This window comes from Gordonia sp. NPDC003504, from assembly GCF_053587995.1.
In genome coordinates this window covers 14157-36271 of record NZ_JBSFPC010000004.1, presented here as the reverse complement: position 1 = coordinate 36271, position 22115 = coordinate 14157, and the positions used below count along the sequence as shown (strand labels likewise).

The 22115-nt window shown below is 67.8% G+C and carries 18 protein-coding genes; 5 read left to right on the top strand and 13 right to left on the bottom strand.

Annotated features, from left to right (window positions below):
• Nucleotides 1-23: 23 nt before the first annotated feature.
• On the bottom strand, nt 24-1316 hold the full coding sequence (locus tag ACWDPV_RS09650; RefSeq protein ID WP_449742768.1) for an ammonium transporter: 1293 nt from the start codon (nt 1314-1316) through the stop codon (nt 24-26).
• 140 nt (nt 1317-1456) lie between these two features.
• Nucleotides 1457-2272 carry a crotonase/enoyl-CoA hydratase family protein gene (locus tag ACWDPV_RS09645; protein ID WP_449742767.1) on the bottom strand — a complete coding sequence of 272 codons (816 nt, stop codon included), beginning with the start codon at nt 2270-2272 and terminating at the stop codon, nt 1457-1459.
• A gap of 136 nt (nt 2273-2408) precedes the next feature.
• Here ACWDPV_RS09645 and ACWDPV_RS09640 point away from each other — a divergent pair, with 136 nt between their 5' ends.
• The 4 genes from ACWDPV_RS09640 to ACWDPV_RS09625 are packed head-to-tail and all read left to right on the top strand — an operon-like array spanning nt 2409 to nt 5257.
• Nucleotides 2409-2837 (top strand): DUF2255 family protein, encoded by a 429-nt coding sequence (locus tag ACWDPV_RS09640; protein WP_449742766.1) that lies wholly within the window; start codon nt 2409-2411, stop codon nt 2835-2837.
• A 2-nt stretch (nt 2838-2839) separates the two neighbouring features.
• Nucleotides 2840-4375 carry an esterase/lipase family protein gene (locus ACWDPV_RS09635; protein WP_449742987.1) on the top strand — a complete coding sequence of 512 codons (1536 nt, stop codon included), beginning with the start codon at nt 2840-2842 and terminating at the stop codon, nt 4373-4375.
• 49 nt (nt 4376-4424) lie between these two features.
• A complete protein-coding gene (locus ACWDPV_RS09630; RefSeq protein WP_449742765.1) occupies nt 4425-4829 on the top strand; it encodes a hypothetical protein in 405 nt (134 codons plus the stop codon).
• Nucleotides 4826-5257 (top strand): MaoC family dehydratase, encoded by a 432-nt coding sequence (locus tag ACWDPV_RS09625; RefSeq protein ID WP_449742764.1) that lies wholly within the window; start codon nt 4826-4828, stop codon nt 5255-5257. Before ACWDPV_RS09630 ends, ACWDPV_RS09625 begins: the two co-directional genes overlap by 4 nt.
• A 4-nt stretch (nt 5258-5261) precedes the next feature.
• Here ACWDPV_RS09625 and ACWDPV_RS09620 read toward each other — a convergent pair whose 3' ends face one another.
• Nucleotides 5262-6884 carry a long-chain fatty acid--CoA ligase gene (locus ACWDPV_RS09620; RefSeq protein ID WP_449742763.1) on the bottom strand — a complete coding sequence of 541 codons (1623 nt, stop codon included), beginning with the start codon at nt 6882-6884 and terminating at the stop codon, nt 5262-5264.
• A gap of 178 nt (nt 6885-7062) precedes the next feature.
• Here ACWDPV_RS09620 and ACWDPV_RS09615 point away from each other — a divergent pair, with 178 nt between their 5' ends.
• A complete protein-coding gene (locus ACWDPV_RS09615) occupies nt 7063-8034 on the top strand; it encodes a hypothetical protein (protein ID WP_449742762.1) in 972 nt (323 codons plus the stop codon).
• Here the strand turns inward: ACWDPV_RS09615 and ACWDPV_RS09610 are convergent.
• The 10 genes from ACWDPV_RS09610 to ACWDPV_RS09565 all read right to left on the bottom strand — a co-directional run bounded on the left by ACWDPV_RS09610 (nt 7990) and on the right by ACWDPV_RS09565 (nt 21809).
• Complete coding sequence (locus tag ACWDPV_RS09610) at nt 7990-9060, bottom strand: YihY/virulence factor BrkB family protein (RefSeq protein WP_449742761.1); 1071 nt, start codon at nt 9058-9060, stop codon at nt 7990-7992. The genes ACWDPV_RS09615 and ACWDPV_RS09610 overlap by 45 nt on opposite strands.
• 119 nt (nt 9061-9179) lie before the next feature.
• Nucleotides 9180-10004, bottom strand: coding sequence for a hypothetical protein (locus ACWDPV_RS09605; RefSeq protein ID WP_449742760.1), 825 nt, complete (start codon nt 10002-10004; stop codon nt 9180-9182).
• The gene (locus ACWDPV_RS09600; protein ID WP_449742759.1) at nt 9931-10833 is read right to left on the bottom strand and encodes a hypothetical protein; all 903 of its coding nucleotides are present in this window, start codon (nt 10831-10833) and stop codon (nt 9931-9933) included. Before ACWDPV_RS09600 ends, ACWDPV_RS09605 begins: the two co-directional genes overlap by 74 nt.
• Before the next feature lie 137 nt (nt 10834-10970).
• Nucleotides 10971-13190 (bottom strand): 6-phosphofructokinase, encoded by a 2220-nt coding sequence (locus ACWDPV_RS09595; RefSeq protein WP_449742758.1) that lies wholly within the window; start codon nt 13188-13190, stop codon nt 10971-10973.
• Nucleotides 13191-13646: 456 nt separating this feature from the next.
• Complete coding sequence (locus ACWDPV_RS09590) at nt 13647-14873, bottom strand: NAD(P)/FAD-dependent oxidoreductase (RefSeq protein WP_449742757.1); 1227 nt, start codon at nt 14871-14873, stop codon at nt 13647-13649.
• 24 nt (nt 14874-14897) lie between these two features.
• Complete coding sequence (locus ACWDPV_RS09585) at nt 14898-15545, bottom strand: dihydrofolate reductase family protein (RefSeq protein WP_449742756.1); 648 nt, start codon at nt 15543-15545, stop codon at nt 14898-14900.
• 29 nt (nt 15546-15574) lie between these two features.
• The gene (locus ACWDPV_RS09580; protein ID WP_348806882.1) at nt 15575-15979 is read right to left on the bottom strand and encodes a VOC family protein; all 405 of its coding nucleotides are present in this window, start codon (nt 15977-15979) and stop codon (nt 15575-15577) included.
• Nucleotides 15980-16081: 102 nt separating this feature from the next.
• The gene (locus tag ACWDPV_RS09575) at nt 16082-18691 is read right to left on the bottom strand and encodes a LuxR C-terminal-related transcriptional regulator (protein ID WP_449742755.1); all 2610 of its coding nucleotides are present in this window, start codon (nt 18689-18691) and stop codon (nt 16082-16084) included.
• Between the two features lie 119 nt (nt 18692-18810).
• Nucleotides 18811-19902: a catalase family protein gene (locus ACWDPV_RS09570; protein WP_348806911.1), complete on the bottom strand. Its 1092-nt coding sequence runs from the start codon at nt 19900-19902 to the stop codon at nt 18811-18813.
• 59 nt (nt 19903-19961) lie between these two features.
• Nucleotides 19962-21809 (bottom strand): peroxidase family protein, encoded by a 1848-nt coding sequence (locus tag ACWDPV_RS09565; RefSeq protein ID WP_348806884.1) that lies wholly within the window; start codon nt 21807-21809, stop codon nt 19962-19964.
• Nucleotides 21810-22115 lie beyond the last annotated feature (306 nt).

The following is a 22115-nucleotide window of genomic DNA, read 5'->3' as shown; positions in this document are numbered from 1 at the left end:
GGAGAAGTAGCTCGGGAGAGGACTCAGCGGCCCGGGGTGAAGAAGTCGTAAGCCGATTCGGCGTGCTGCGCGTCGTCGATCCCGTCCACCTCGTGCTGACGGTCCGCGCGCAGTCCGATGGTGTACTTGAGCGCCAGCCCGATCACCCCGGTCACCACCACCGCATAAGCGAGCACCGCGACCACGGCCACCGCCTGCCGCCACAGCTGATCCAGCCCACCGCCGTAGAACAGGCCGTCCACACCGGCCGGAGCGGTCGACGACGCCACCAGTCCGATCATCAGCATGCCGACGACACCACTGACGAAGTGCACGCCGACGACGTCGAGCGAATCATCGTAGCGCCAGCGGAATTTCAATTCGATCGCATACGAGCTCACCGCGCCGGCCACCGCCCCCACGGCCAGCGCGCCGACCGGCGTGACCGCCGAACAGGAGGGGGTGATCGCCACGAGACCGGCGACCACACCGGACGCGGCGCCGAAGGAGGTCGGCCGACCGTGCCGGACCTGTTCGACGACCAGCCATGACACCATCGACGCCGCGCCCGCGCCGAGGGTGTTGACGGCGACGATCGCTGCCGCACCGTTGGCCTCGAGGACCGAACCGGCGTTGAAGCCGAACCATCCGAACCACAACAGTCCGGCGCCCAGCATGACGAATGGCAGATTGTGTGGTCGCATCGGGTCTTTCGGCCATCCCCGCCGGCGGCCGAGGAGCAGGGCGAGGACGAGCGCAGAGGCACCCGAGTTGATCTCGACCGCGGTTCCGCCGGCGAAGTCGATCGCCTTGAGGTGCGACACGATCCAGCCACCGTGTTCCTCGGTGAGGCCGGGTGCGCTGAACACCCAGTGCGCGATCGGGATGTAGACCACCACCGACCACACCGCGGCGAAGAGCAACCACGCGACGAACCGCATGCGGTCGGCGACCGCACCGGCGATCAGCGCGACGGTCACCATCGCGAAACCGGCCTGGAACGCGACGAATAGGATCGCGGGAATCGTTCCGACGAGCGGTATCTCGCCGTCGGCGTTGGCGCCGAAGGTGTGTTCCAGGCCGGGGAAGGAGGCGAAGCTGCCGATCAGTCCGTCGTGGTCGGTACCGAACGCCAACGAGTACCCGATGACCACCCAGATGATCCACACGATGGGGATGGCCGACAGGCACATCATCATCATGTTGAGCACGCTCTTGGATCGCACCATGCCGCCGTAGAACAGCGCGAGGGCCGGTGTCATCAGCAGGACGAGCGCAAACGCCACCAGCATCCAGGCGGTGTTTGCGCCATCGGGGATTCCGTATGTCGGGAACATCGACACCCTTCGTCGTAGGAGAGTGTCGGAAGTCTAACGGCTTGCCCATGACGCCAGCCGAGGCGAACTTCCCTGCCGCACAGGCGGACCCGACAACTCGGGCATATCGCCCAAGAGGCTCCCCGCGCCCGCCGGAATGCTCAATCGGGATCGACGAACCGGGCTGGGCGACGGGCCATCCCGGCGGCCACCGCCTCGAGCTGGTTCGGCGAGCCCATCAGCCCGACCTGTAGCTCGCTTTCGAGCAGGAGGGCCGCGGCGGGGGCGTTGCCGGTCCAGGTGCGTTCGTACAACTGCTTCGCGGCGCGGACGGCGTGGGGTGATTTCGCCGCGATCTCGCGGGCGAGGGTCAGCGCCGCGTCGAGGGGATCGTCGGACATCCCGGTGACCAACCCCAGACGGTGCGCCTCGGTACCGGAGAGGATGCGGCCGGTGAAGGTCAACTCCTTGGCCACGTCCAGCGGAACCAGGCGGGGAAGGGTCGCGGTGATGCCCATGTCCGGCACGAGTCCCCACTTGATCTCCATGATCGACAACCGGGCATCGGGCGCCGCATAGCGGATGTCGGCGCCGAGCGCGATCTGCAGTCCACCTCCGAAACAGTTCCCGGTGATCGCCGCGATGACCGGCGCCGGCACCCGCGCCCAGTCCAGCGCAACCCGTTGCGGCCGGTTGGCCACCTGTCCGCCCTCACGCTCCAGCAGCGAGCGCCCCAGGCCCGAACCGCCCAGGCCCGAACCACCCAGGGTGGAGACGTCGAGGCCGGAGCAGAAGCTCTTGCCGTCGCCGTGGATCACCACGGCACGGACGGCGTTGTCGGAGGCCATCGTTGCCGCCGCATCGACGAGAGCGTCGAACATGGCGTCGTCGAGGGCGTTGTGCTTCTCGGCTCTATTGAGGGTGAGAACGGCGACTCCCGTCTCGTCGACGGTGCTGCGGATTCGGGGTGTGTCCATCGGGCATGCCTCTCGATTGATTCCGTCCACGACTATCACGGGGCACGTGGGGACGTCACCGAACTACCATGTCTGCCAGAGATCGCCGCATCGAACGACGGTGCGACGCGAGGTCGTCGGCACGAAGGGTGGGGCAATGAACTTCCCCGGCAAATGGGACGGTGCCGCTCTGCGACGGATCGCTGCCGCACGCGAGCTCCGGATCTCGACGCCCCGCGCGGACGGCACGATGCGCACCGACGTCCCCATCTGGGTGGTCGAGGTCGACGGCTCGGTGTTCGTGCGGACGTGGCGTCGGCGCGACACCGGCTGGTTCGGGGCCGCCGTGCGGACCGGCACGGCCCGGGTCCGCATCGCCGACTGGGAGCGAAAGGTCGCCGTCGCCGATGTGGGCGCCGCCGATGCCGGGATGCGAACCGCCGTCGATGCGGCCTACCGGAGCAAGTACGGGGTGTCCGACGATCCCACGGTCAGCGGAATGGTCACCGATGACGCAGCGGCGTCGACGCTCCGGTTGTCACCGCCGCCATCCGGAGGCGACCCCGCCCACGACGGACGGCAGTGACCATGCACGAGGACGAACCGGTTTTCCACCTGCCGCCGCACCTGGTCCTGCTCGGTCCGCTCGCCCGATTCGGGCCGGGTGAGGATCCCGAGACCGTCGCCGGTCGCGGTGCACCATCGGCGACATCCTTCGCCCGGCTCGGTGGCTGGCAGTCGATGTATCACGCACGCATCGGCCCGTCCGCGACCACTGCGGTGGCCGAGGCCGCGGTGGTCCGCGGGCGACCCTCGCCGCCGGCGGCGCGCGAACCCGCCCCCGGACCCCACATCGACGTCACCGTCGGTGAAGGGCAGAGTGCGATCGTCCTCATCGACGACGGCGGTGTTCTCCGGTGGATCACCCCGTCTCACGGCGCCGCCGCCTCACGCACCCTGACCTTCGCGCTACCCGCCCCACCGCCGCGCCGCGCACGCACCGCGTCTGCAGACTCCACGATCGACATCGGCCTCGGGTCGGACGTGCTGTCGTGCTCCGTCTTTCGATTCCCGCTGAGCCCGGCGATCGGCGGCGTCGTGACGATCGCCGAGTCGTTGTTCACCAGAACCCGCCTGGTGCATGTCAACTCGGCACACGATCCCGATTGGCCGGCGCTGGCGACGGTACCGCCACCACGGGGCGGTCAACCGACCCGGATTCTGCTGCTGGTCCACGGAATCTTCGTGACGACGCGGTTCACCTTCCGCTGGCTCACCGAATTCGATGCGGGCACAGCCTTTCTGAATGAGTGCATATCCCGCTACCACCTGGTGCTCGGATTCGATCACCGCACCCTCAGCGTCGACCCCAAGGTCAATGCCGCGGAATTGTTGTCCGCCCTCAAGGGCCTCGGGTATGAGGACATCGACCTGGACGTGATCGCCCACAGCCGCGGGTCGTTGGTGACCCGAAGCCTGCTGGAGAGTGTGGCGACACCTGCCGATCGCGTGCGGGTCGGCAAGCTCATCATGGTCGGCGGCCCGAATGCCGGTACACCGCTGGGCAATCCCGACTGGTGGCGACTGGCCGTCGATTTGTTCACCAACCTCGTCGCCGGCCACGGTCTCGTCGCAGGCCGCAGCACCGCGACCGGCCACCCGCCGGCGGACGGTTCACTCGACGGATGTCGCCCGATCGCCGAGATGATCAAGGCCGTGGTGAGTGCCGGTGACTCGCGACCCGCCATCCCGGGGCTCGCGGCTATGGCCCCCGACAGCCCCTACCTCGCCGAGCTGAACAGCCCATCCGCGTCGACCGGCGCCAAACTGTTCTCCATCACCACGGATTTCGAACCACACCAAGCGGATCCACCGTTCTCGGGGCCCGAACTCGCGTTGTGGACCGCCCTCGATACCCTCGCCGACGCCGCCTTCACGAGCCGCGACGTCGGAGAAACAAACGACCTCGCTGTCGGTGTGCGATCGATGAGCATGGTGGACAACACCCCGCTACCGGAGACCTTCCATCTGCCGCCGATCACCGGCATCAACCACCTCCGCTACTTCACCGACGCCGACGTCGTCGCGCGACTGCGTTCGTGGTTGGAACCCGACACCCGCTGAGGCGGCACATCCCACCCACACCGCCGATGCCGTGGCGATACCATTGGCCATGCCGTACACCCTCGCCGAGGGCATGGTGTTCACCACACCGGAACCCCTTGGCGTCACCGACACCCTGCTGGCCGACTTCGCCGAGGTTGTGGGCCCCGGCACGACTCCGTCGGGGCTGCCGGTCGTCCATCAGATCATGGCGATCCTCGCGCGAGAGGCGATGCGTGCCGGCGCGGTCCCGGCCGACGGCCTCGTCCTCACCGCGGAATCGCTTCGGGTGCACCGTCCGCCACGCTCCGGCGACGTCCTCGGCGGGCGCCTGACCATCGAGTCGGTGCGGCGGCGGGCGGGCGCGGTCTCGACCCGGGTGCGCGGCGAGATCCTCGCCGCCACCGCGGAGACGATCGCGGAATCGTTGGCCACCTTGACCTTTCGCGAGGACGACGATGAGGCCGGCCGATGACGGGGGACACCACGACGCCCGACCCCGCCGACGCGGAGCCGCTGTGGGAGGCGATCGAGCCCATCACCCGCGACCGGGTGGCCCGCTATGCGGAGGTCTCGGGCGATGACAACGCGATCCACCTGTCCAACAGCGCGGCCCGCGCGGCGGGGTTGCCCGCGCCCATCGCACACGGCTACCTCATCCTGGCCATCGTGATGAGTCACGCGGAACGGTGGGCGGCCGACCACGGCGCCCGGATCACCGGATGCGACACGCGTTTTGTCCGACCGGTGTATCTCGGAGATGCCCCGGTGGAACTGCACCTCACCGGCCACCGGAAGAGTCCCGGGCTCATCGCCGCGTCCGCCACGGTGGCCGATACGGACGGACGGGCGCAGGCAATCCTGCGTCCGATCAGGATCGCCTACGAGCCGTCCGGCCGTTGATCGGTCACAAATGCGTGACCGAGAGCCCGCCGTCGTGGAACTGCGACCGCAGGCGCTTCTTGTCGAACTTGCCGACGCTGGTCTTGGGCACCTCGTTGACGATGGTCCACTGCTCCGGCAGCTGCCACTTGGCGACCTTGTCGGACAAGAACTCTCGCAAAGAGTCGGGGGTGGCGTCGGAACCCTCGCGCAGCACCACGGCCACCAGGGGCCGCTCATCCCACTTGGGATCGGGCACGCCGATGACCGCCGCCTCGATGACGTCGGGATGACCCATGACCGCGTTCTCCAGATCCACCGACGAGATCCACTCACCGCCGGACTTGATGATGTCCTTGGTGCGGTCGGTGAGGGTGAGGTAGCCGTCGGGGGTGATGGTGCCGACGTCGCCGGTGCGCAACCAGCCGTCCTGGAACTTCTCCGGCGCATCGACGCCGTAGTAGGAGCCGGTGATCCACGGTCCCCGCACCTCGAGTTCGCCGATGCTCTTGCCGTCACTGGGTACCGGCTCACCGAGTTCGTCGACGAGACGCGCCTGCACCGAGGCGGGGAACCGCCCCTGGGTGTAGCGGTAGGCCCACCGCTCCTTGCCGGTCACGCCGGCCGGCGGTCGGGCCACCGACCCGAGCGGCGAGGTCTCGGTCATACCCCAGGCATGCAGCACCTGAACGTCGTGATCCTCCTCAAAGGTGTGCATCAGCGACGGCGGCACGGCCGAACCGCCGATGAGGACGTCGTGCATGCACGAGATGTCCTGCGGATGCTGCTCCAGGTACTGGTGCAGGCCCTGCCAGATCGTCGGAACGGCAGCAGCGAACGTCGGCTGCTCCGCGGCGATCAGCGCGGCCAGCGGCTCGGGCTGCAGGAAACGATCCGGCATGATCAGCGACGCGCCGATCATGAACGCCGCGTACGGCAACCCCCACGACATCGCGTGGAACTGGGGGACCACCGCGAGGGCACGGTCACCCTGCTTGAGTGCCGGGCCCTCGGTCATGCACACCTGCATGGAGTGCAGGTAGATCGAACGATGGGAGTACGCAACACCTTTCGGGTCACCCGTGGTCCCCGAGGTGTAGCACATCGCGGCCGCCGAACGCTCGTCGACCTCGGGCCAGTCGAAGTCGGTCGGCTGGTCGGCGATCAACGCCTCATACGAGTGAACCTGCACTCCCTCGGGAGCGTCGACGCCGTCCGTCGAATCACCGGTGACGATGATGTGCTTGACGGTGGTCAGCTGCGGCAGTTGCGGATTGAGCAGCGGTAGCAGCGTCGGGTCGACGATGACGACGTGATCCTCGGCGTGATTGGCGACGTGGACCAATTGCTCGGGGAACAGCCGGATGTTGAGCGTGTGCAGTACCGCCCCCATCGCCGGAACGGCCAGATAGGCCTCGAGGTGTTCGGCGTTGTTCCACATGAAGGTGGCGACCCGCTCGTCACCGTCGACACCGAGACCCCGCAGCGCGTGCGCCAGCGCGGCGCATCGGCGGCCGACATCGGCATAACTACGGCGACGCGCCCCCTCACCGGTCCAGGTGACGACCTCGGCCGTCCCGTGCACGCTGCTTCCGTGCCGGAGCAACTGAGCAATGGACAATGGGACGTCTTGCATGGTGCTCAACATCTGATCACTCCTCGATCCTCGATCCGCTCAACCGCATTCTCGCAAACGGCCATCACAGGGTCCCATCCGCTGTCCGACGACGAGGCGGAATCCTCCGAAACGGACATCGGGCGCGGGCCGCCGCGCAGCCCGCGGTGATAGCGTGACGCATCCATCAACAGCGACCGCGGGGGAATCGATGAGCCATCCGACACCGGGCGAGCAACCGGACCGAGGGCATCCGGAATGGTCCCCGACCCCGCTCGGCCACCCGACCTCGCCCGAGCCCGGTTGGCAGCCACCGGGATACGGGGTCGCGCCCCCACCGCAGTCCGCGTGGCCGGAGGCCGGTGGTCCCGGATCGTCGGGCGGCGGTCCACCCGGTGGCAGCGGGAAGGCTGTGGCGGTCATCATCGGCGTCCTCGTTCTGGTCGTTGCGGCGATCGTCGGGGTGGGCGTGGTCGCAGTCCACCTGTTCAGCGGTACGGGTGGGCATGCCGCACCGGCCGCGTCCTCGTCGCACACCACCTCGGTCACGGTGAGTACACCGCCACCCGTGACCGCCACACCGCCACCGGCGACGTGCCCGGGAGCGGTCACCACGGCGGCGACACCGACGGGATGGCAGCCCGTGGCCGGCAAACGGGGCCTGTCCTATGACGTCCCGGGCAACTGGCAGGTACTGGGCTGCGGCACTCTCGTCGGCTGGGAAAAGCGCTGCGACGACGGACCTTTCGGCTACTGCGCGATCAGGACGATGGGTGGTGCGGCCGAGTTGGAGGTCCCGCGGTGCCCGAACAACTCGGCGGGCCTGTCCGGAACACCGGCGGCCTCGAACACCGACGACATCACCACGGCGGTCACCGACGAGGCAGCGCTCGTCGCCGACATCTACACCTCCGACTCCGGGGTGGTGCCGACCGTGACGTTGAGTGAGCCGCGCCCATTGACCGTCTCGGGCGCACCGGCGGTTCAGATCGTCGCGACGGTCACCGGGATCGAGACCTCGGCGTGCGTGGGTCCGACCGCGATCCACAGCATGGTGGCGACCACGGTGCCCGGCCAGTCCGGCACCGTGCTCTTCGTGATCTCGCTGCCGCAGGGCGGACCCGATGCCGCCGATCCATCACTGATCGATGCCATGGTGGGCACCCTCCGTCGAACCCCGTGATCGAGGAGCGGACCTCGGGTCGGGCCCACCCGGCGCGTCGGAGCCGCGCCCATCAGAACCCGATGATTCGGCCGGATTGTCGAACGTCACGTCGATCTCCTGAAAACCCTTGCTGCGCTGCGCCCGAGCCTGCGCCGAGTAGGCAGCCTCGTCACCGGGCATCAGGATGACGTTGTCGGTGAACGGGGTCAGCAGGGACCGCGGATACAGTTTGTCGACCCACACCGTGTTGAGTTCCAGACAGATCACCACCATCACCGCGGTGATGTAGAGAAACGCGAGCAGACCCAGGACGACGGCAAAGACGCCGTTGATGGCACTGGCCCGGGCGATCACCCGCTGTACGTACACCGCACCGAAGGTCTGCATCAGCTGCCATCCGAGTGCGGCGATGAGGGCTCCGGGCAGAACGTCGCGAGTACTCACGTGCCGAGCGGTACCGAACCGGAACCCCACGACAAAGACCGCGGTGTAGAGGAGCACCGGACCGATGATCGCCAGCACGCGCCCACTGCCACCGAGGTCGAGGGCGGCGGTCACGCCGTTGAGCACGGTCAGGCCGATGACCGCGAGTCCAACCGTCGACAGCAGCATCGCACCTCGGATCCGCACTCGGATCGGATCGGGCCGAACGTTGCGTGGCACCGCCCAGATGACATTCATCGCATTCTGGATCGCCACCGACACCCCGAGCGCACCGTAGACGGCGCTCACCACACCGATGATCACGGCGGTGGCACTGCCACCGAGGTGCCCGGTGTCGCCGAGTTGATCACCGACCACCGGGATCTGCGACAGCGCCGAGTCGACGATGCGCGCCTGGAGTTCCGGATCGTCCTCGAGGACGAGGCCGAGGATGGAGGTGAAGACCAGCAGAAGTGGGAACAGCGAGATGAAGCCGTAGTAGGTGATCAGCGCGGCCAGGTACCCACCCTGATCGTCGAAGAACTTGTAGGCGACGCCCAGTGGGAATCCACTCCATGGGTGTCGACGCTGAAATCCGTCGACACGATCTGCCATCGACATCGACGCCACCTTCTCCTCGAACCGGGGTGGCCCGGTGGCCGCGGCCCCTGCCATCCCCGTGCGTGCTGGTCAACGCACTGCGGATTCTACGTGGCCGCCACCGCCGTCGGTGGTCCCGCTCAGCCTCGGGTGCGTTCGAACAACTCCACGCGAACATCACCGAAACCACGTGTCTCGGTGAGGGTCCAGGTCTGACGGAGTTCCTCGGCCAGGGGCGCGCCGACCTCGGGCACCGGCGTCCAGCCGGCCGGGACCCCGGGTTTGGACACCAGCCACACGCGATCATGGCCACGGGTGATCGCATCGAGTCGTTCACCCACCCCGGTGCCCGGATCCGGTTCGACCAGCGATGGTTGGGGTGGCGTCCAGGGTGAATCCGCCTGCAGCGACGTCACCGGGCCCGCGGTGATGTCGGTGGGACCACCGGCGGGGAAGGGCGCACCCGGCGCATCGGAGAGATACCAGCGCAGTTCCGGCTCGAGCCACGTCAGTCCGTACAGGATCGCGTCGGAGGGCTCGTATCGCTCGGTGATCCAGGCCGCCGCCGCTCGCGGATCCTCGGACTTCGCCCGTGGCAGAAGGCCCCCGAGAGCGATTACCGAGCCGACGAGGACCACGGCGACGCAGGCGCATACGGCGATCTGCCGGACCCGATGGCCCCGGGCATGCCGCCAGACCAGAGCCGCCGCGAGCCCGCCGAGCAGAGCCCACGCAACCGACGAGGACAACACGTACCGAGATGCGAACATCGGCTGGTAGATCCACCCGGCGACCACCAGCACCACCATGGGACCGCATGCCCACAGTAGGAGGGTGCCGACGTCGATGCGGGCGATCGGCGTGGCCGAATCGTCGGAAAGGCCGCCGCGATCACGTCGGAAGACGAGCAGGTAGCCCGCACCGATCAGCAGCAGGGCAACAACCCCGACGGAGGCGATCGCCACCCCCGCTGGTCAGCAACTCGGTCGCACTCAGGTTGTGGATCCAGCTCTGCAGATCGCTGTACTGCGCCGACAGTGTGAGCATGACGCCGGCGACTACGAGATCGGCGATGATACCGACGGCGGCCACCACCCGAAGGCGCGTCGACCACGTACTGACCTGCGCGGCCCGGATCAGCCAGGGCGTGAACATGACGACGGCGACCAGCGAGAGTGTGTGCACCGAGGTCGCCGCCGCGATCAGGACCGCGAGCAGCGCCACCGACCCCACGGTGAAACCCCTGCGCGATGCGCGGTGCGTGAGCAGCGCCACGAGTGTGACGAGCGCCGTGACCACGGCGTACGGCCGCGCCTCGTTGGCGTATTCGGCGACGATCCCCCCGCCGACGGCGACCAGCAGTGCCGCGACGAGGCCGCATGCTCCTCCCGCGATCCGGCGGCCGAGTTCGGCGGTCAGCACGATGATGGCCAGCACGGCCAGCAGTGACGGAAGCCGAAGCCAGAGTTCGGATTCGGCACCCGCCGATGACCACAGGCTCAGGAGAAAGGTGTACCCCGCGAACCCGCCGTCGGCGTGACCGAGAATGCCGACGGTGCCGCCGATTCCGCGACTCACGGTGGTTGCGGTGATCGCCTCGTCGTACCAGAACGGGGCGCGCAGTCCGGTGGCCGAGGTGACGGCGACGCCCACCACGACGACGGCCAGAGTCACGAGGTATCCGGTTCCCGGCCGGGTCACCGGGGTGGTCGATGTGATCCCGTTCCTGCCGTCCGACGCAGTGCCGGTCGGGTCGTCGGACGGGAGCGCCACGGTCACATCTCCGTCGGGCATGCGGTCGAAGGTCTCACCAGTCATCACGGTTCTTTCTCGGATCGAGCAATTCGGTTAGGGTAACCTAAACCCTCGATCGAGCCGCGCCAGATCCCGGTGCCGAATCCAGACTCACCGCATCACAGACACACCCCGGATCACCGCCGCATGATCCTCGCCAGGTTCTTGCTCTCCATCCAGCGTTGCTCGATGGGCCGCATCGCATCGGTCTCGATGAGCGCGGGGTAGGAGGTCAGGTCGGTGAATTGCAGCCTGCCGGACTGGAATCCGATCATGGCGCTCGCCCGGCCCCCGGACTCGAGTTGTTCGGAGAGGAACTCGACGCACCGCGCGGTCAGGCTGGTGGCGTGGATGCGGTCGAATGGCGACGGATCCCCACCCTCCTGGACATGACCCAGCACCGCCTGGCGGGCATCGAAAAGTTCACCGCCCTCCTTCTCGAACAGTGACGTGATGAACCAGGTGTTGTACACCGAGTCGGCGCCTTCGCTGCGGATGATCAGTCCGAATCGTCGTCCCGATCGGAAGCCCTCGGCCATCGAATGGATGTCGGCGGTCAGGTCGTCGATGGTGATGCCGTCCTCGGGCATGTAGATCCGCTCGGCACCCGACGCGATTCCCGACAGCAACGCCAGATAACCGCTGTCGCGGCCCATCACCTCGACGACGGCCACCCGGCGGGTGGCGACCGCGGACTGCCGGATCTTGTCGACATCGGAGACGATGCTGTTCAGCGCGGTGTCACTGCCGATGCTGAGTTCGGTTCCGGGGACGTCGTTGTTGATCGTCATCGGCAGGCAGACGATCGGGATGTCCAGGGCCGAGAACTCCTGTCGATGACGGTGCAGTTCGTAGGCGGATTGGTAGGCCGCCCAGCCGCCGGCCACCAGCAGACCGTCGATGCGATGGGCGGCGATCTGCTCGGCGATCTGCCCGATCGCCTCGCCCTCTGGCACATAGCGATTGGTGCCGAGTTCGGCGCCACCGTCGGACACCCAGCCACTGACGTCCATCCAGCCCATCTCCTGGACCTGGCCACGCCGCAGCCCGCGGAAGCCGTTGCGCACCGCGAGGACGCTGTACCCGCGGTCCAGACCGAGCCGGACCGCCGCACGCACCGCGGTGTTCATTCCGGGTGCCGGTCCGCCACCGTGGACGATGGCGAGGCGGAAGCGTCGACGGCCCGCCTGGGTGGGTCGCGCGGCGGCCTGCTGCATCGTCTGCAGGATGCGGTGGGATTGGCGGAAACTGCCGCCGCGCAACAACATCGCACCGTCATAGTCGTTCGACTTGATCCGGTCGGCGACCGCGCGTGTCTGTTCCACGCATTCCATCAGCGGGGAGGTGACCACACGGTTGCCGCGAAGACCGACCAGTTGCGCGGGGGCGTGCGGTTCATCGGCGAGGAGTCGCTCAACGGCGGCGTATCCCAGCCGCGTCGCGAGATAGCGGTCGAAGGCGCTCGGCGCACCGCCACGCTGCACGTGGCCCAGCGTGGTGATGCGGGTGTCCTCGCCGAGTTCGTCCTCGAGGAGTTTCCTGATCTGTTCGGCGGTGATCGGGTTGCCGTCGCGGTCCTGGGCTCCCTCGGCGACGACGACGACTGACTGGCGTCGGCCGATCTGCCGACCGGTCCGGATGTCGCGGCACATCCGGTCGGCCCACCCGTCGGCCGGCGGCTGCTCGGGGATCAGCACCCAGTTGGCAGCGGTGGCCAGGGAGGCCATCAGCGCGAGGTACCCGCAGTTGCGCCCCATCACCTCGACGACGAACGAGCGCTGGTGACTCGAGGCCGTGCTGCGCAGGGCGTCCATCGCCTCGACGATGCGGTGCAGTGCCGTGTCGGCGCCGATGGTCATGTCGGTGCCGGACATGTCGTTGTCGATGGAGCCGACCAGGCCCACCAGACGCAGGAAGGGATGCGCGCCGGCGACGTCGGCGGAGATCTCACCGGAGGTGACGAGCTCATCGAGCAGCTCCGCCCATTCCGCCCGAAACATGTTGGCACCGGTGAGACTTCCGTCGCCGCCGATGACCACCAACGCGTCGATGCCGCGCTGGAGCATGTTGTGGGCGGCCGCGCGGCGCCCCTCACGGGTGCGGAACTCCTGCGAGCGCGCGGTACCGATCTCGGTGCCACCCTTGGCCAGGATGCCGTCGGTGTCGGCGTTCTCCATCCGCCGGATGAACTCGCCACCGTGGACCAGACCCTGGTATCCCTCGTGAACGGCATAGGCGTCGATGCCGTGATGCAGCGCGGTCCGGATCACGGCCCGGACCGCCGGGTTCATCCCGGAGGCGTCGCCGCCACTGGTGAGGACGCCGATGCTCGTCGGCGCGGAGCCGAGCTCAGACATGTCGCGAACCCGCCGTCGGCCGGCCCTCGCGTGAGTCGCTGATCGTCAGTGAGTCTCTGATTGTCATGGGCACCCCGTGTCCTCGCGTTCTGACGGCTCTGTGATTGCGGGTCTTCGGCTATGAGCATTGCCGTCCGGCATCCACCCCGCAACCGATTCGCGCCGGTCTGTCGCGCAGGGCGGCCTACGCCGCCGTCGGCGGGAGCGGATTCTGCAGCGTCACTGGCTCACTCGTTCGTCGCCCGGACTTTCGGACGCACGCAGGGTCGCCCGCGTGTCGCCGGCGCGTGGTTCGTCGGCGCACGATTCGCCCGTGGCGCCGCACATCACCCGCACGGGCCTGCGCAGCGGGGCCGGACGAACGCCACGACCGACCACAACAGGATCACCGCCTGAATTCCCACGCCGAGGTTGACCCCGAGGGGCGGCATGCGCCCTGTCCGATGCCCAATCGGATCAGGCGGTCAGGTCCCGCATCTTGACCGACGGATCCGCCAGCGCGTCGGGGTCGACGTGCGCGCCACTGCGGATGAGCTTCTTACCCCCGTTGAAATCGGCGGGGGCGTTGACGGCCTCCACCGCGACCACGTTGCCCGCCGGTTGGATGTGGAAGAACGAGACCGCGTTCTTGCCCGGCGTCGCGCGGGTGATCACCCGGACATCCGGTGTCGTCAGTCCGGCGATCTTGAGTTTGAGATCGAACTGATCCGACCAGAACCACGGCACCTCATGCTCCTCGGGCTCCTGACCGAGGATCGCCGCCACCGCGTGCCGGGCGTGTTCGGTTGCGGCAGGGATGGATTCGAGGCGACGCAGGCCGTGATGCCCGGCGACCGGGCGCCGCGCCAGGTCGCCGATGGCGAAGATGTCGGGGTTGCTGGTCCGTCCGTATTCGTCGGTGATCACACCGTCGTCGTACTCCAGACCCGCCGTGCGGGGCAGTACCTCGTCGGGGGCGGCACCGATTCCGACCAGCAGCGTGCGGCACTCGACGACGCTGCCGTCGTCCAGGTTGACCCCGGTCACCTCCGAGCCCTCGATCCGCAGGTCCGACACCGAGCGCCCGGTGATGATCGTCGTTCCCCGCTCACGGTGGTAGTCGGTGAGCATCGCCGACAGTTCACGGCTGGCGACGCGGGCGAGGATTCGCTCCTCCCGTTCGATGACCGTCACGTGCAGGCCGCGGCTGCGGGCGACAGCTGCGACCTCCATGCCCACGTAGCCGCCGCCGACGATCGCGAGTTCGCCGCCACGGGCGAGCGACCGGTTGAGCGTGTTCGCATCATCGAGGGTCCGCAACGTCATCACCGAGGTGGTTCCCTCCGGTGTGCCCGGCAGTGCGCGCGGGTGCGATCCGGTCGCCAGGACCAGCGTGTCGTACCCGATCTCGGTGCCGTCGGCGAGGATCACCGTCTTGCCGTCGGTGCGAATCCGAACGGCTCGTGACCGGGTGCGGATGTCGATCCGGTTGTCGGTGTAGAACTCGGCCGGCCGCAGCAACTGCTGCACCGACGGCGCGTCGAACTTCTTCGACAGCGGCGGCCGGTGATAGGGGAGGTGCGCTTCATCGCCGATCATGGTGATCGCCCCGGTGAAGCCGGACTGACGCAGCAGCGCGGCAAGTCCGGCACCTCCGTGTCCCGCGCCGATGATGACGACCCGCTGATCGGTGTTGATGGTCATGGTCCCACGGTAGAACGTGGTGTCTTACCGGTTGAACGAGAGGTGGATCGTGCCGCTCTCGGCCACCTCGGTCGTCACCGTGTGGGTCACGTCGAGCGCGGGCAGCTCATCCCACAGCCGGGTTCCGCGGCCCAGCACGATTGGGGCGACCATCAGATGGAGCTCGTCGACGAGGCCGGCCCGCAGGAACTCCCGGATGGTCTCCACGCCTCCGCCGACGCGGACGTCGGCACCGTCGGCGGCTGCCGACGCCTCGGCCAGTACGTCGTCGATGGCGCCACTGCGGAAGTGGAATGTGGTGCCGCCGGTCATCGGGATCGATGCCCGGGGCGCACTGTGGGTGAGCACGTAGACCGGGGTGCCGAACGGCGGTTCGTCACCCCACCAGCCCTGCCAGGCCGGATCGTCGGGAAACGTATGGAGCCCGAACATCGCCGCACCCATGATCTCGGCACCGATCCCCTCGAAATGCGCTGCAGCGTACGCATCGTCGACGCCGGTTGTGCCGGCGCCGCCGGTGTCGCCGAAGACCCGCTCGTGGAATGTGCGCGTCGCCGAGTACGCCGCGGTCAGCCGCCCCCAGTCCGCACCCATCGGATTGTCCGGGGAGAGGCCGGCGGTGGCGGTGCGGCCGTCGAGCGAGGTGAACATGTCGACGCGGACACGCGTCATGGTGGCGTCCTTTCTCTCGCTACGAGGTATCACTCTGACTGTGTCGCAGCCGAATCCATCCACATGATCTGCCACGAGTGACCATCGAGATCACTGTAGCTGCGCCCGTACATGAAGCCGTGATCCTCGGTGTCGCCGGGCGTGGCCCCCGCGGCGATGGCCGCGTCGACCAACTCGTCGACAGACGTACGACTGTCGGCGTCAAGGCAGACAACGCACTCCTTTGTCACGGTCGCATCGGCCGTGTGGACGGGGTGAAACGTGTCGAAGAAGTCCCGCTGCAGCAGCATTGCCACCATGTTGTCCCCGAGGACGACAGAGATCGCCCTGCCGTCGGAGAAGTTCTCGTTGAAGGAGTATCCGAGTTCACCGAAGAAGGCACGCGAGCGCGCCACGTCGGCCACCGGAAGATTGACGAAGATGGTGGTGTGCACGATTCACTCCTGAGGTCTGCGATGTCTGCCGTCCGACACCGTCGCAGTACAGACCACGAGGCAATCGGAAAGTCATCGCCGCGCAGCCGCTCCACACACCAGCTACCCGACACCCCGCTTGTCGCCCCGCCACACGATGCGGGCCAGTTCGTCACGATCGGCGACATCGAGTTTGATACACGCCCGGTACACGTGTCCCTCGACGGTGCGGACCGACACCGTCAGGCGATCGGCGATCTCACGATTGCTCAGGCCCTGTGACACCAGCGCCGCGATCTCGCGTTCACGCGGTGTGACCGGCAATGGCCGCGCGGCCGTTCTGGTGGCCGGGGTCGTCGCGCCATCACACCTCCTGGACAGCAGCAGTGCCCGGGCGCTGGACTCGGTGCTCTGCCGCCGATGCCCGGCCCGGTCATGCAGCGACACCGCCTGCGCCGCGGCGTCGGCCGCCGACAACAGCAGTCCGGCCTGCTCGAAGGCGTGACTGACGTCGTCGAGCGCGTCGGGGTCGGCGTCGGCGACCGCCACCGCGTGGCGTGCGAACAACGGCGCGAGCACTCCCTGCACCCGGGGCGCAACCTGCACGAGTCGTTCGGCCATGGTGCGATCACCGAAGCGCGCCGCGTGATGCAGGGCTTCCGCCTCGACGGCGTACTGACCGACCTCGTGCGCGAGATCGGCTGCGCCGTGCGCGAATTCGATGGCGGTTCGTTCCCCACCGCGTGCGGCGGCCAGCCAGGCGCGGGAGATCAACCGTTGCGGATCGTGGATCGCTTCGTGCGGACCCACATGCTCGTCGGCCTCGGTGAGCACCCGGTCGGCGTCGCCCACCGCACCCAGTGCCGCGTAGGCACGTGCCAGTAGCAGTCGCGCCGGGAGTTTCCACGGCAGCGAGTTGTCGGCGTTGAGTGCTGCCAGCGCTTGTTCGAGTGCACCGATCGCCTCCCGGAAAGACCCCCGATAACAGGAGACGAGGCCGGCCATGATCTTCGCTATCGCCCACCCGACGAATTGGCCTGCGTTGGAGAATTCGGCGTACTCGATCGCCCGTTGCTCGGCGAGGTCGACGCGGCCGGTGGTGGCCAGGGCCAGCACGTCGCCGTAGCGCACCATCACCTTGATCATGCCGTCGGTGGCCTTGTGTTCGGGACGGCACCGATCGGCGATCGCCTCGAAATCGCGGCCACGGCCGGCGACCGGCATCGCCAGTCCCGCCGCGAAGGCCGCGAAATCGACTGCCTGCCCGGGGGATTCCGGGTCGGCCAGCACCCGTTCGGCGCTGTCGATACCCTCCGCGATCCGGTTGGCGTGCACCGCCATCGCCGATCCGGTCGCCTCGACCATCAAGCACAGCGCCGGATACCGCACCCTCGACCGCAGCAGATCGAGCAGGCGCGCGCTCTGGTCGACGTCGCCGAGCGACCAGAACAACAGGCTGATGCGCGGCACGCCCCACTGGACGAGTTCGAGTTCATCGAGGGTGTCCGGGTCGAAGGCGGCGAGCACCTCGTTGGCCTCGACGATCTTGCCCTGCCACAGGAGGGCCCTCGACAGCACGTCCACGGCGCGCAGACCTCCGCCGTTCTCGGTCGCAGCTCGCGCAAGGCGTTCTCCCAGAGGAAGATTGGTCAGCGCCACCGCATCCTTCGCGGCCGAGATCAGCAGCTTGACGTCGAGCTGGTGGCCACCGTCGACGCACAGTCGCGCCAGGCGGATCCGGTCGGCGGCCGTGCCGGTCGGCCGTTCGCGCAGAACCTCGACGATCCGGGCGCGGAGGCGTCGACCGGCGATCGTCCCGATGCGCCGCCTGATCACATCGCCGTAGAGCGGGTGGGCGAACCGCGCATTCTCCACCACACCGTCGCGGGTGATGCGGATCAGACCACGGACCTCCGCGGTGTCGACGGCGTCCTCGCTCGACAGTGAGATGAGGGTGTCGATGTCGAGGGGTTCGGACAGCGCAAGGAGTTTCAGCGCGTCGACGACGTGATCGCCCGCGGCATCGATGCGGTCGTCGAGCAGCGCCACCAGCCCCGAGGGGACCGCGGTAGGGCCGCGTAGTTGCCAGACGCCGTTGACCTCGGCGAGGTTTCCGGCGTCCAACGCACCCTCGACCATGTTGCGCAGGAACAGCGGATTGCCGTTCGACGACTCCCACATGACGTCGGCGCTGAGTCCCTCGAGGGTCCCGCCGAGGACCTTCTCCACCAGCGACGTGCACTCGTCCTTGCGCAACGGCTCCAGCTCGATCCGCGTGAGGTAACCATCCTTCCAGAGCGAGGTGATGGCGTCGGGTACCGCCTCACCGGACCGCACGGTCACGATGATCCGCGCGGCCCGTTCCACCGCGAGTTGATGCAGCAGAGTCGCCGAGAGCTGGTCGAGCAGGTGCGCATCGTCGATACCCAGAACCGTATCCGGTTGCGCCACAAGAGATTGCCGTGCGGCGCCGAGCGCGGCCACCGGATCACGCGATCCCGTCTGCTCGACCCACGGGGCGAACGCCCCCAACGGGATGGCCTTCGACGATTCGGTGCACGCGGCCCACAGGACCGGTCCGCCGAGGTCGGCCGAGACGGTGCGGGCCAACGTCGTCTTGCCCACCCCGGCGGCACCGATGAGTACGACCCCACTCCCGTCGGCACTGGTCAGAGCCGATCGGATGGTGTGCTGCTCGGTGGGCCGACCGAGCAGCTGCCAACGGCCGCCCATGGGGCTTGAGTATAGGGTCCGCGAGGGGCGGCCGTGCTGGCGTTTGCCGCGATATGTGGGCGGGCCGGCAGCACCCGGGCGAGGTCGGTCGTCCGGGTCGTCACGGGGAACGGCGACGGTCATTCGGGCAGGTCGGACTCGGTCGCCGGCTCGAACCGCGGCGCGTTATTGACCTGATGACGGAAGTTGCTCGACGCCTCGTACACCCGCTTCTTGAGCCGGTTGATCGATCCCAGCGGACGGTGGGCGGCCAGTCCGTTCCAGGAGTTGTAGGACAGCACGTCGTCGCCGAATGCCCGCCGCTCCGGGGTGTAGGGGTCCTGGACGGGATAGTGGATCGTCGCCACCGGGATGTATGGGGATTCGACCTGATTCCAGTGGGCGGTGGCGTCCTCGATGGGCATCGTGTCGATATTCGTGCACAACTGCACCTCGAGCCGGTAGTCGGCACTGTGGTTGGCGAAGAAGTCGATGACCATCTCGCGGAAGGCGTTGATGCCCGGGCGGTCGTCGACCGGCTGACCCATCAGCGCACGGACCTCCGGTGAGGCGGGCACACACCGCAGCTTCGCGATGTACGGGCCGTGCAGCTGCGGGGCGGATGTGTAGAACTCGTCGCCCAGGATGTGTGTGTTCGGCCGAACGAACACCGCGAGGGTCTCGGGAAGACGCCGGCCTCCGACAACGCCGAGTGCGGTGCTGAGCCCCTTCAGGACCGGGTCCGGCAGCCGTGCCAGGGTCACCGCCGTGACCATTCCGAGCCGGCTGTACTTGTGCGCGTCGGCGAACAGGAACTCCTCGTGGGTGACCATGATGAAGTCCTGGGTGGTGGCGGTGTCGTCCGGCAGTGCACGCGGAGCATTCGGGTCCACGCCGACGAGCTTCATTCCGAGCCCCCGCACACCCTGAACCTGATCGCTGCGGATGGCGCCCGACGTACTCGACAGGCGCGAGATGACCGGGTACTTGCGCGGGGTGGCGAAGACGCCCTGCGCGAGTTCGTTGGGCAGGTCGGGGAGCACCTCGAGAGTGCCGCGCAGAATGCCATGGCTCTTCGCGTGCGCGTCGCGGACGCCGCACTTGTACTTCCGGAAGGCGTATTCGTTGTTGCCGTGCAGCGCGCGGACGATCCGCTCGATGTCACGCTCCTCGTCCTCGCGGGGTTGTTCCATCTCCGGGACGAAGACGACGGGGGTCGGGGTGGTCGGCATCGCGGGGGTCTCCGCGGATGGGGCGATGTCGGTCATGATGGCCGGTCCTCGGGTTGTGGTTACGGAACATTCCAGGGCGCGAACGGATTCGGGACATCCCGCAGGGCCGGCGCGAGAGTGGGGAAGTGGCGCAACAACACCGACCGCATGGAGTTGTCCCGGATCCACGCCATCCCGACCTCTGTGTAGACCTCGGAGGTGAAGTCCTCGGTGAGGAAGCGGTCGCAGGTCAGCCGTCGCGACGCCATCAGGATGAAGATACGGAAGGCCGTGTCGCTGAAGCCGAATCCTGCGGGTCTCGGTTCCGCGTAGAGCCCGATCATCAGATCGAGCCGTTCGATGTCGCCGTACACCGACTCCAACTCGTCGGCGATCCGACGATCACCGGTGAGATCCATGAAGTCTTTCTTGGGCTTGAGACGCAACTGCCGACGGAATTCGTTGTAGCGCGGCACCCCGCGCTCACGGACACGCACCAGATCGATGGTGGCCAGGTCGATCGGCGGACCGACCGGACGCCTGAGGTTCTGGAGCGTGACGGGATAGTTGTGCAGATCGAGCGCGCCGGGATTGGCGGTGCCGAACGTGTAGAGGAGATCGGCCATCGGGGCGTCGGCGAGCCGGGTGCGGACATCGGGCATGACGAGATCGGAGAGCGTGCGGGTGACGATCACCTCGTCGTCGGCGAGTGCGCGGATGGTCACCTCGTCGGGCATCAGCGGATGCATGCGATAGATCGCCACGAACTCTTCGGTGAGGGAGAAGGCGACGTCATTGAAGTCCGTGCGGGATCCGGGGATGCCGCTGAGCACCTCGTTGCCGAAGACGTGCCCGTAGCGCCGTGCAACACCTTCGCCGAGGACGCCGAACCAGTTGCCGCGCAACGCCGCCACGGTCGTGGGGTGGGCGATGATCGCCGGCGTCCAGTCCACCGTGTGGATCTTGGCCATCAGTGCGCAGTTGATCAACCGGGCCACGGTGTATCGCCGCTCGGGGTCCATCTGCGGGTACGCCGCCGCCAGACGGGTGCAGATGGCGTTGTGTTCGCGCAGGAACAGCGAGTGGATGAGAGCCAGACCCACCCAGAAGTTGGGGGCCGAACCGTTGGGATCCAGAAGCGCGTCGGTGGCGGCGGGCGGGAGACCGGTCTCGTCGAGGTCGATCCGGCCGTCGGGCAAACGGATCGCGTTCGAGTAGGCCGGATTGTCACCGTAGATCTGGGAACCGTCCCACCAGAAGGTGGTGATGGATTCGTATGCGGGGCCGAAACCCGGGCCGGCCGGCGGGAGCACCGGGGTGCGCGGAATGCTGATCGGCTCATCACCCACCGGATCGCCCGGGGGCCGCTCGATCTCCCAGCATTCGGTGGCCTCCGCGGCCGGAATCGTCCGGTGGTTGAACCAGTCGTGGACCTCGAACTGAATCCACGCCGCAGCGAGAAGGTTCAGCGTCGTCGCCGGGGTGAAGTCGTCACCTCGGTCGAGTAGACGCATGCTGACCAGGCGCGGATTGGGCTGCAGCACATCCGCGTCGGAGCCCGGTTGGACGTAGCCGGGCATGTTGCGGCCGAATCGGCTGCCCACCGAGCCCATGGCCGGGTCGGTGGTGGCGTTGTAGGTTCCCAGGACCGTCCGTCCGGCACGATCGGCCTCGGTTGCCGGCGGTAGCGCCGGGCCCGGGTGGGGGCCGGTGTCGACGAGGTTCTTGGCCCGCAACTGACTGCGCAATCCGAGCAGAACGGCCAGCCCCGGCCACCTGCCCACCCGCTCCCATCCGATGTGACGGTCGACGTACTCGGCCACGCCGGCCAGACGCCGGGTGATGGCGGGTCGTCCGTCGGGTGACGCCTGCGGCGGTGCGCCCTGCAGCGCGGTGGTCGAGGCGGTCACACCAGGGATTCCGGGCATCAGCAGTCTCCGTGGCGGGAAAGCTCCGCCGGTCGTCGGGTTCATCTTCGTACGCGTCGGTGCCCCACCAGCATGAAGCCATCGGTGAACGGGTACACGAGTAATCGACTACTCGATCCCCGGCACATCACCCCTCGGATTGCGGCTCGCACCTCTCGGTTCCGACGCTGCATCCACCTGAGAGGTACGTCGGAGGTGCCCGTTCGTGTGGTTTGTCCGGTTCTGACGTCCGATTTCGGCCGCGACGACCCCGATTGAGGTAGCGCCGTACTCGTGCCCTCGGGCGTGTCGATGGCGACGATGGAC

Excerpts from the sequence above, each read along its gene's own strand:
- ACWDPV_RS09650 (WP_449742768.1), bottom strand. The coding sequence starts at position 1,316 with ATGTTCCCGACATACGGAATCCCCGATGGCGCAAACACCGCCTGGATG.
- ACWDPV_RS09645 (WP_449742767.1), bottom strand. The coding sequence starts at position 2,272 with ATGGACACACCCCGAATCCGCAGCACCGTCGACGAGACGGGAGTCGCC.
- ACWDPV_RS09640 (WP_449742766.1), top strand. The coding sequence starts at position 2,409 with ATGAACTTCCCCGGCAAATGGGACGGTGCCGCTCTGCGACGGATCGCT.
- ACWDPV_RS09635 (WP_449742987.1), top strand. The coding sequence starts at position 2,840 with ATGCACGAGGACGAACCGGTTTTCCACCTGCCGCCGCACCTGGTCCTG.
- ACWDPV_RS09630 (WP_449742765.1), top strand. The coding sequence starts at position 4,425 with ATGCCGTACACCCTCGCCGAGGGCATGGTGTTCACCACACCGGAACCC.
- ACWDPV_RS09625 (WP_449742764.1), top strand. The coding sequence starts at position 4,826 with ATGACGGGGGACACCACGACGCCCGACCCCGCCGACGCGGAGCCGCTG.
- ACWDPV_RS09620 (WP_449742763.1), bottom strand. The coding sequence starts at position 6,884 with ATGTTGAGCACCATGCAAGACGTCCCATTGTCCATTGCTCAGTTGCTC.
- ACWDPV_RS09615 (WP_449742762.1), top strand. The coding sequence starts at position 7,063 with ATGAGCCATCCGACACCGGGCGAGCAACCGGACCGAGGGCATCCGGAA.
- ACWDPV_RS09610 (WP_449742761.1), bottom strand. The coding sequence starts at position 9,060 with ATGTCGATGGCAGATCGTGTCGACGGATTTCAGCGTCGACACCCATGG.
- ACWDPV_RS09600 (WP_449742759.1), bottom strand. The coding sequence starts at position 10,833 with ATGCCCGACGGAGATGTGACCGTGGCGCTCCCGTCCGACGACCCGACC.
- ACWDPV_RS09595 (WP_449742758.1), bottom strand. The coding sequence starts at position 13,190 with ATGTCTGAGCTCGGCTCCGCGCCGACGAGCATCGGCGTCCTCACCAGT.
- ACWDPV_RS09590 (WP_449742757.1), bottom strand. The coding sequence starts at position 14,873 with ATGACCATCAACACCGATCAGCGGGTCGTCATCATCGGCGCGGGACAC.
- ACWDPV_RS09585 (WP_449742756.1), bottom strand. The coding sequence starts at position 15,545 with ATGACGCGTGTCCGCGTCGACATGTTCACCTCGCTCGACGGCCGCACC.
- ACWDPV_RS09575 (WP_449742755.1), bottom strand. The coding sequence starts at position 18,691 with ATGGGCGGCCGTTGGCAGCTGCTCGGTCGGCCCACCGAGCAGCACACC.
- ACWDPV_RS09570 (WP_348806911.1), bottom strand. The coding sequence starts at position 19,902 with ATGCCGACCACCCCGACCCCCGTCGTCTTCGTCCCGGAGATGGAACAA.
- ACWDPV_RS09565 (WP_348806884.1), bottom strand. The coding sequence starts at position 21,809 with ATGCCCGGAATCCCTGGTGTGACCGCCTCGACCACCGCGCTGCAGGGC.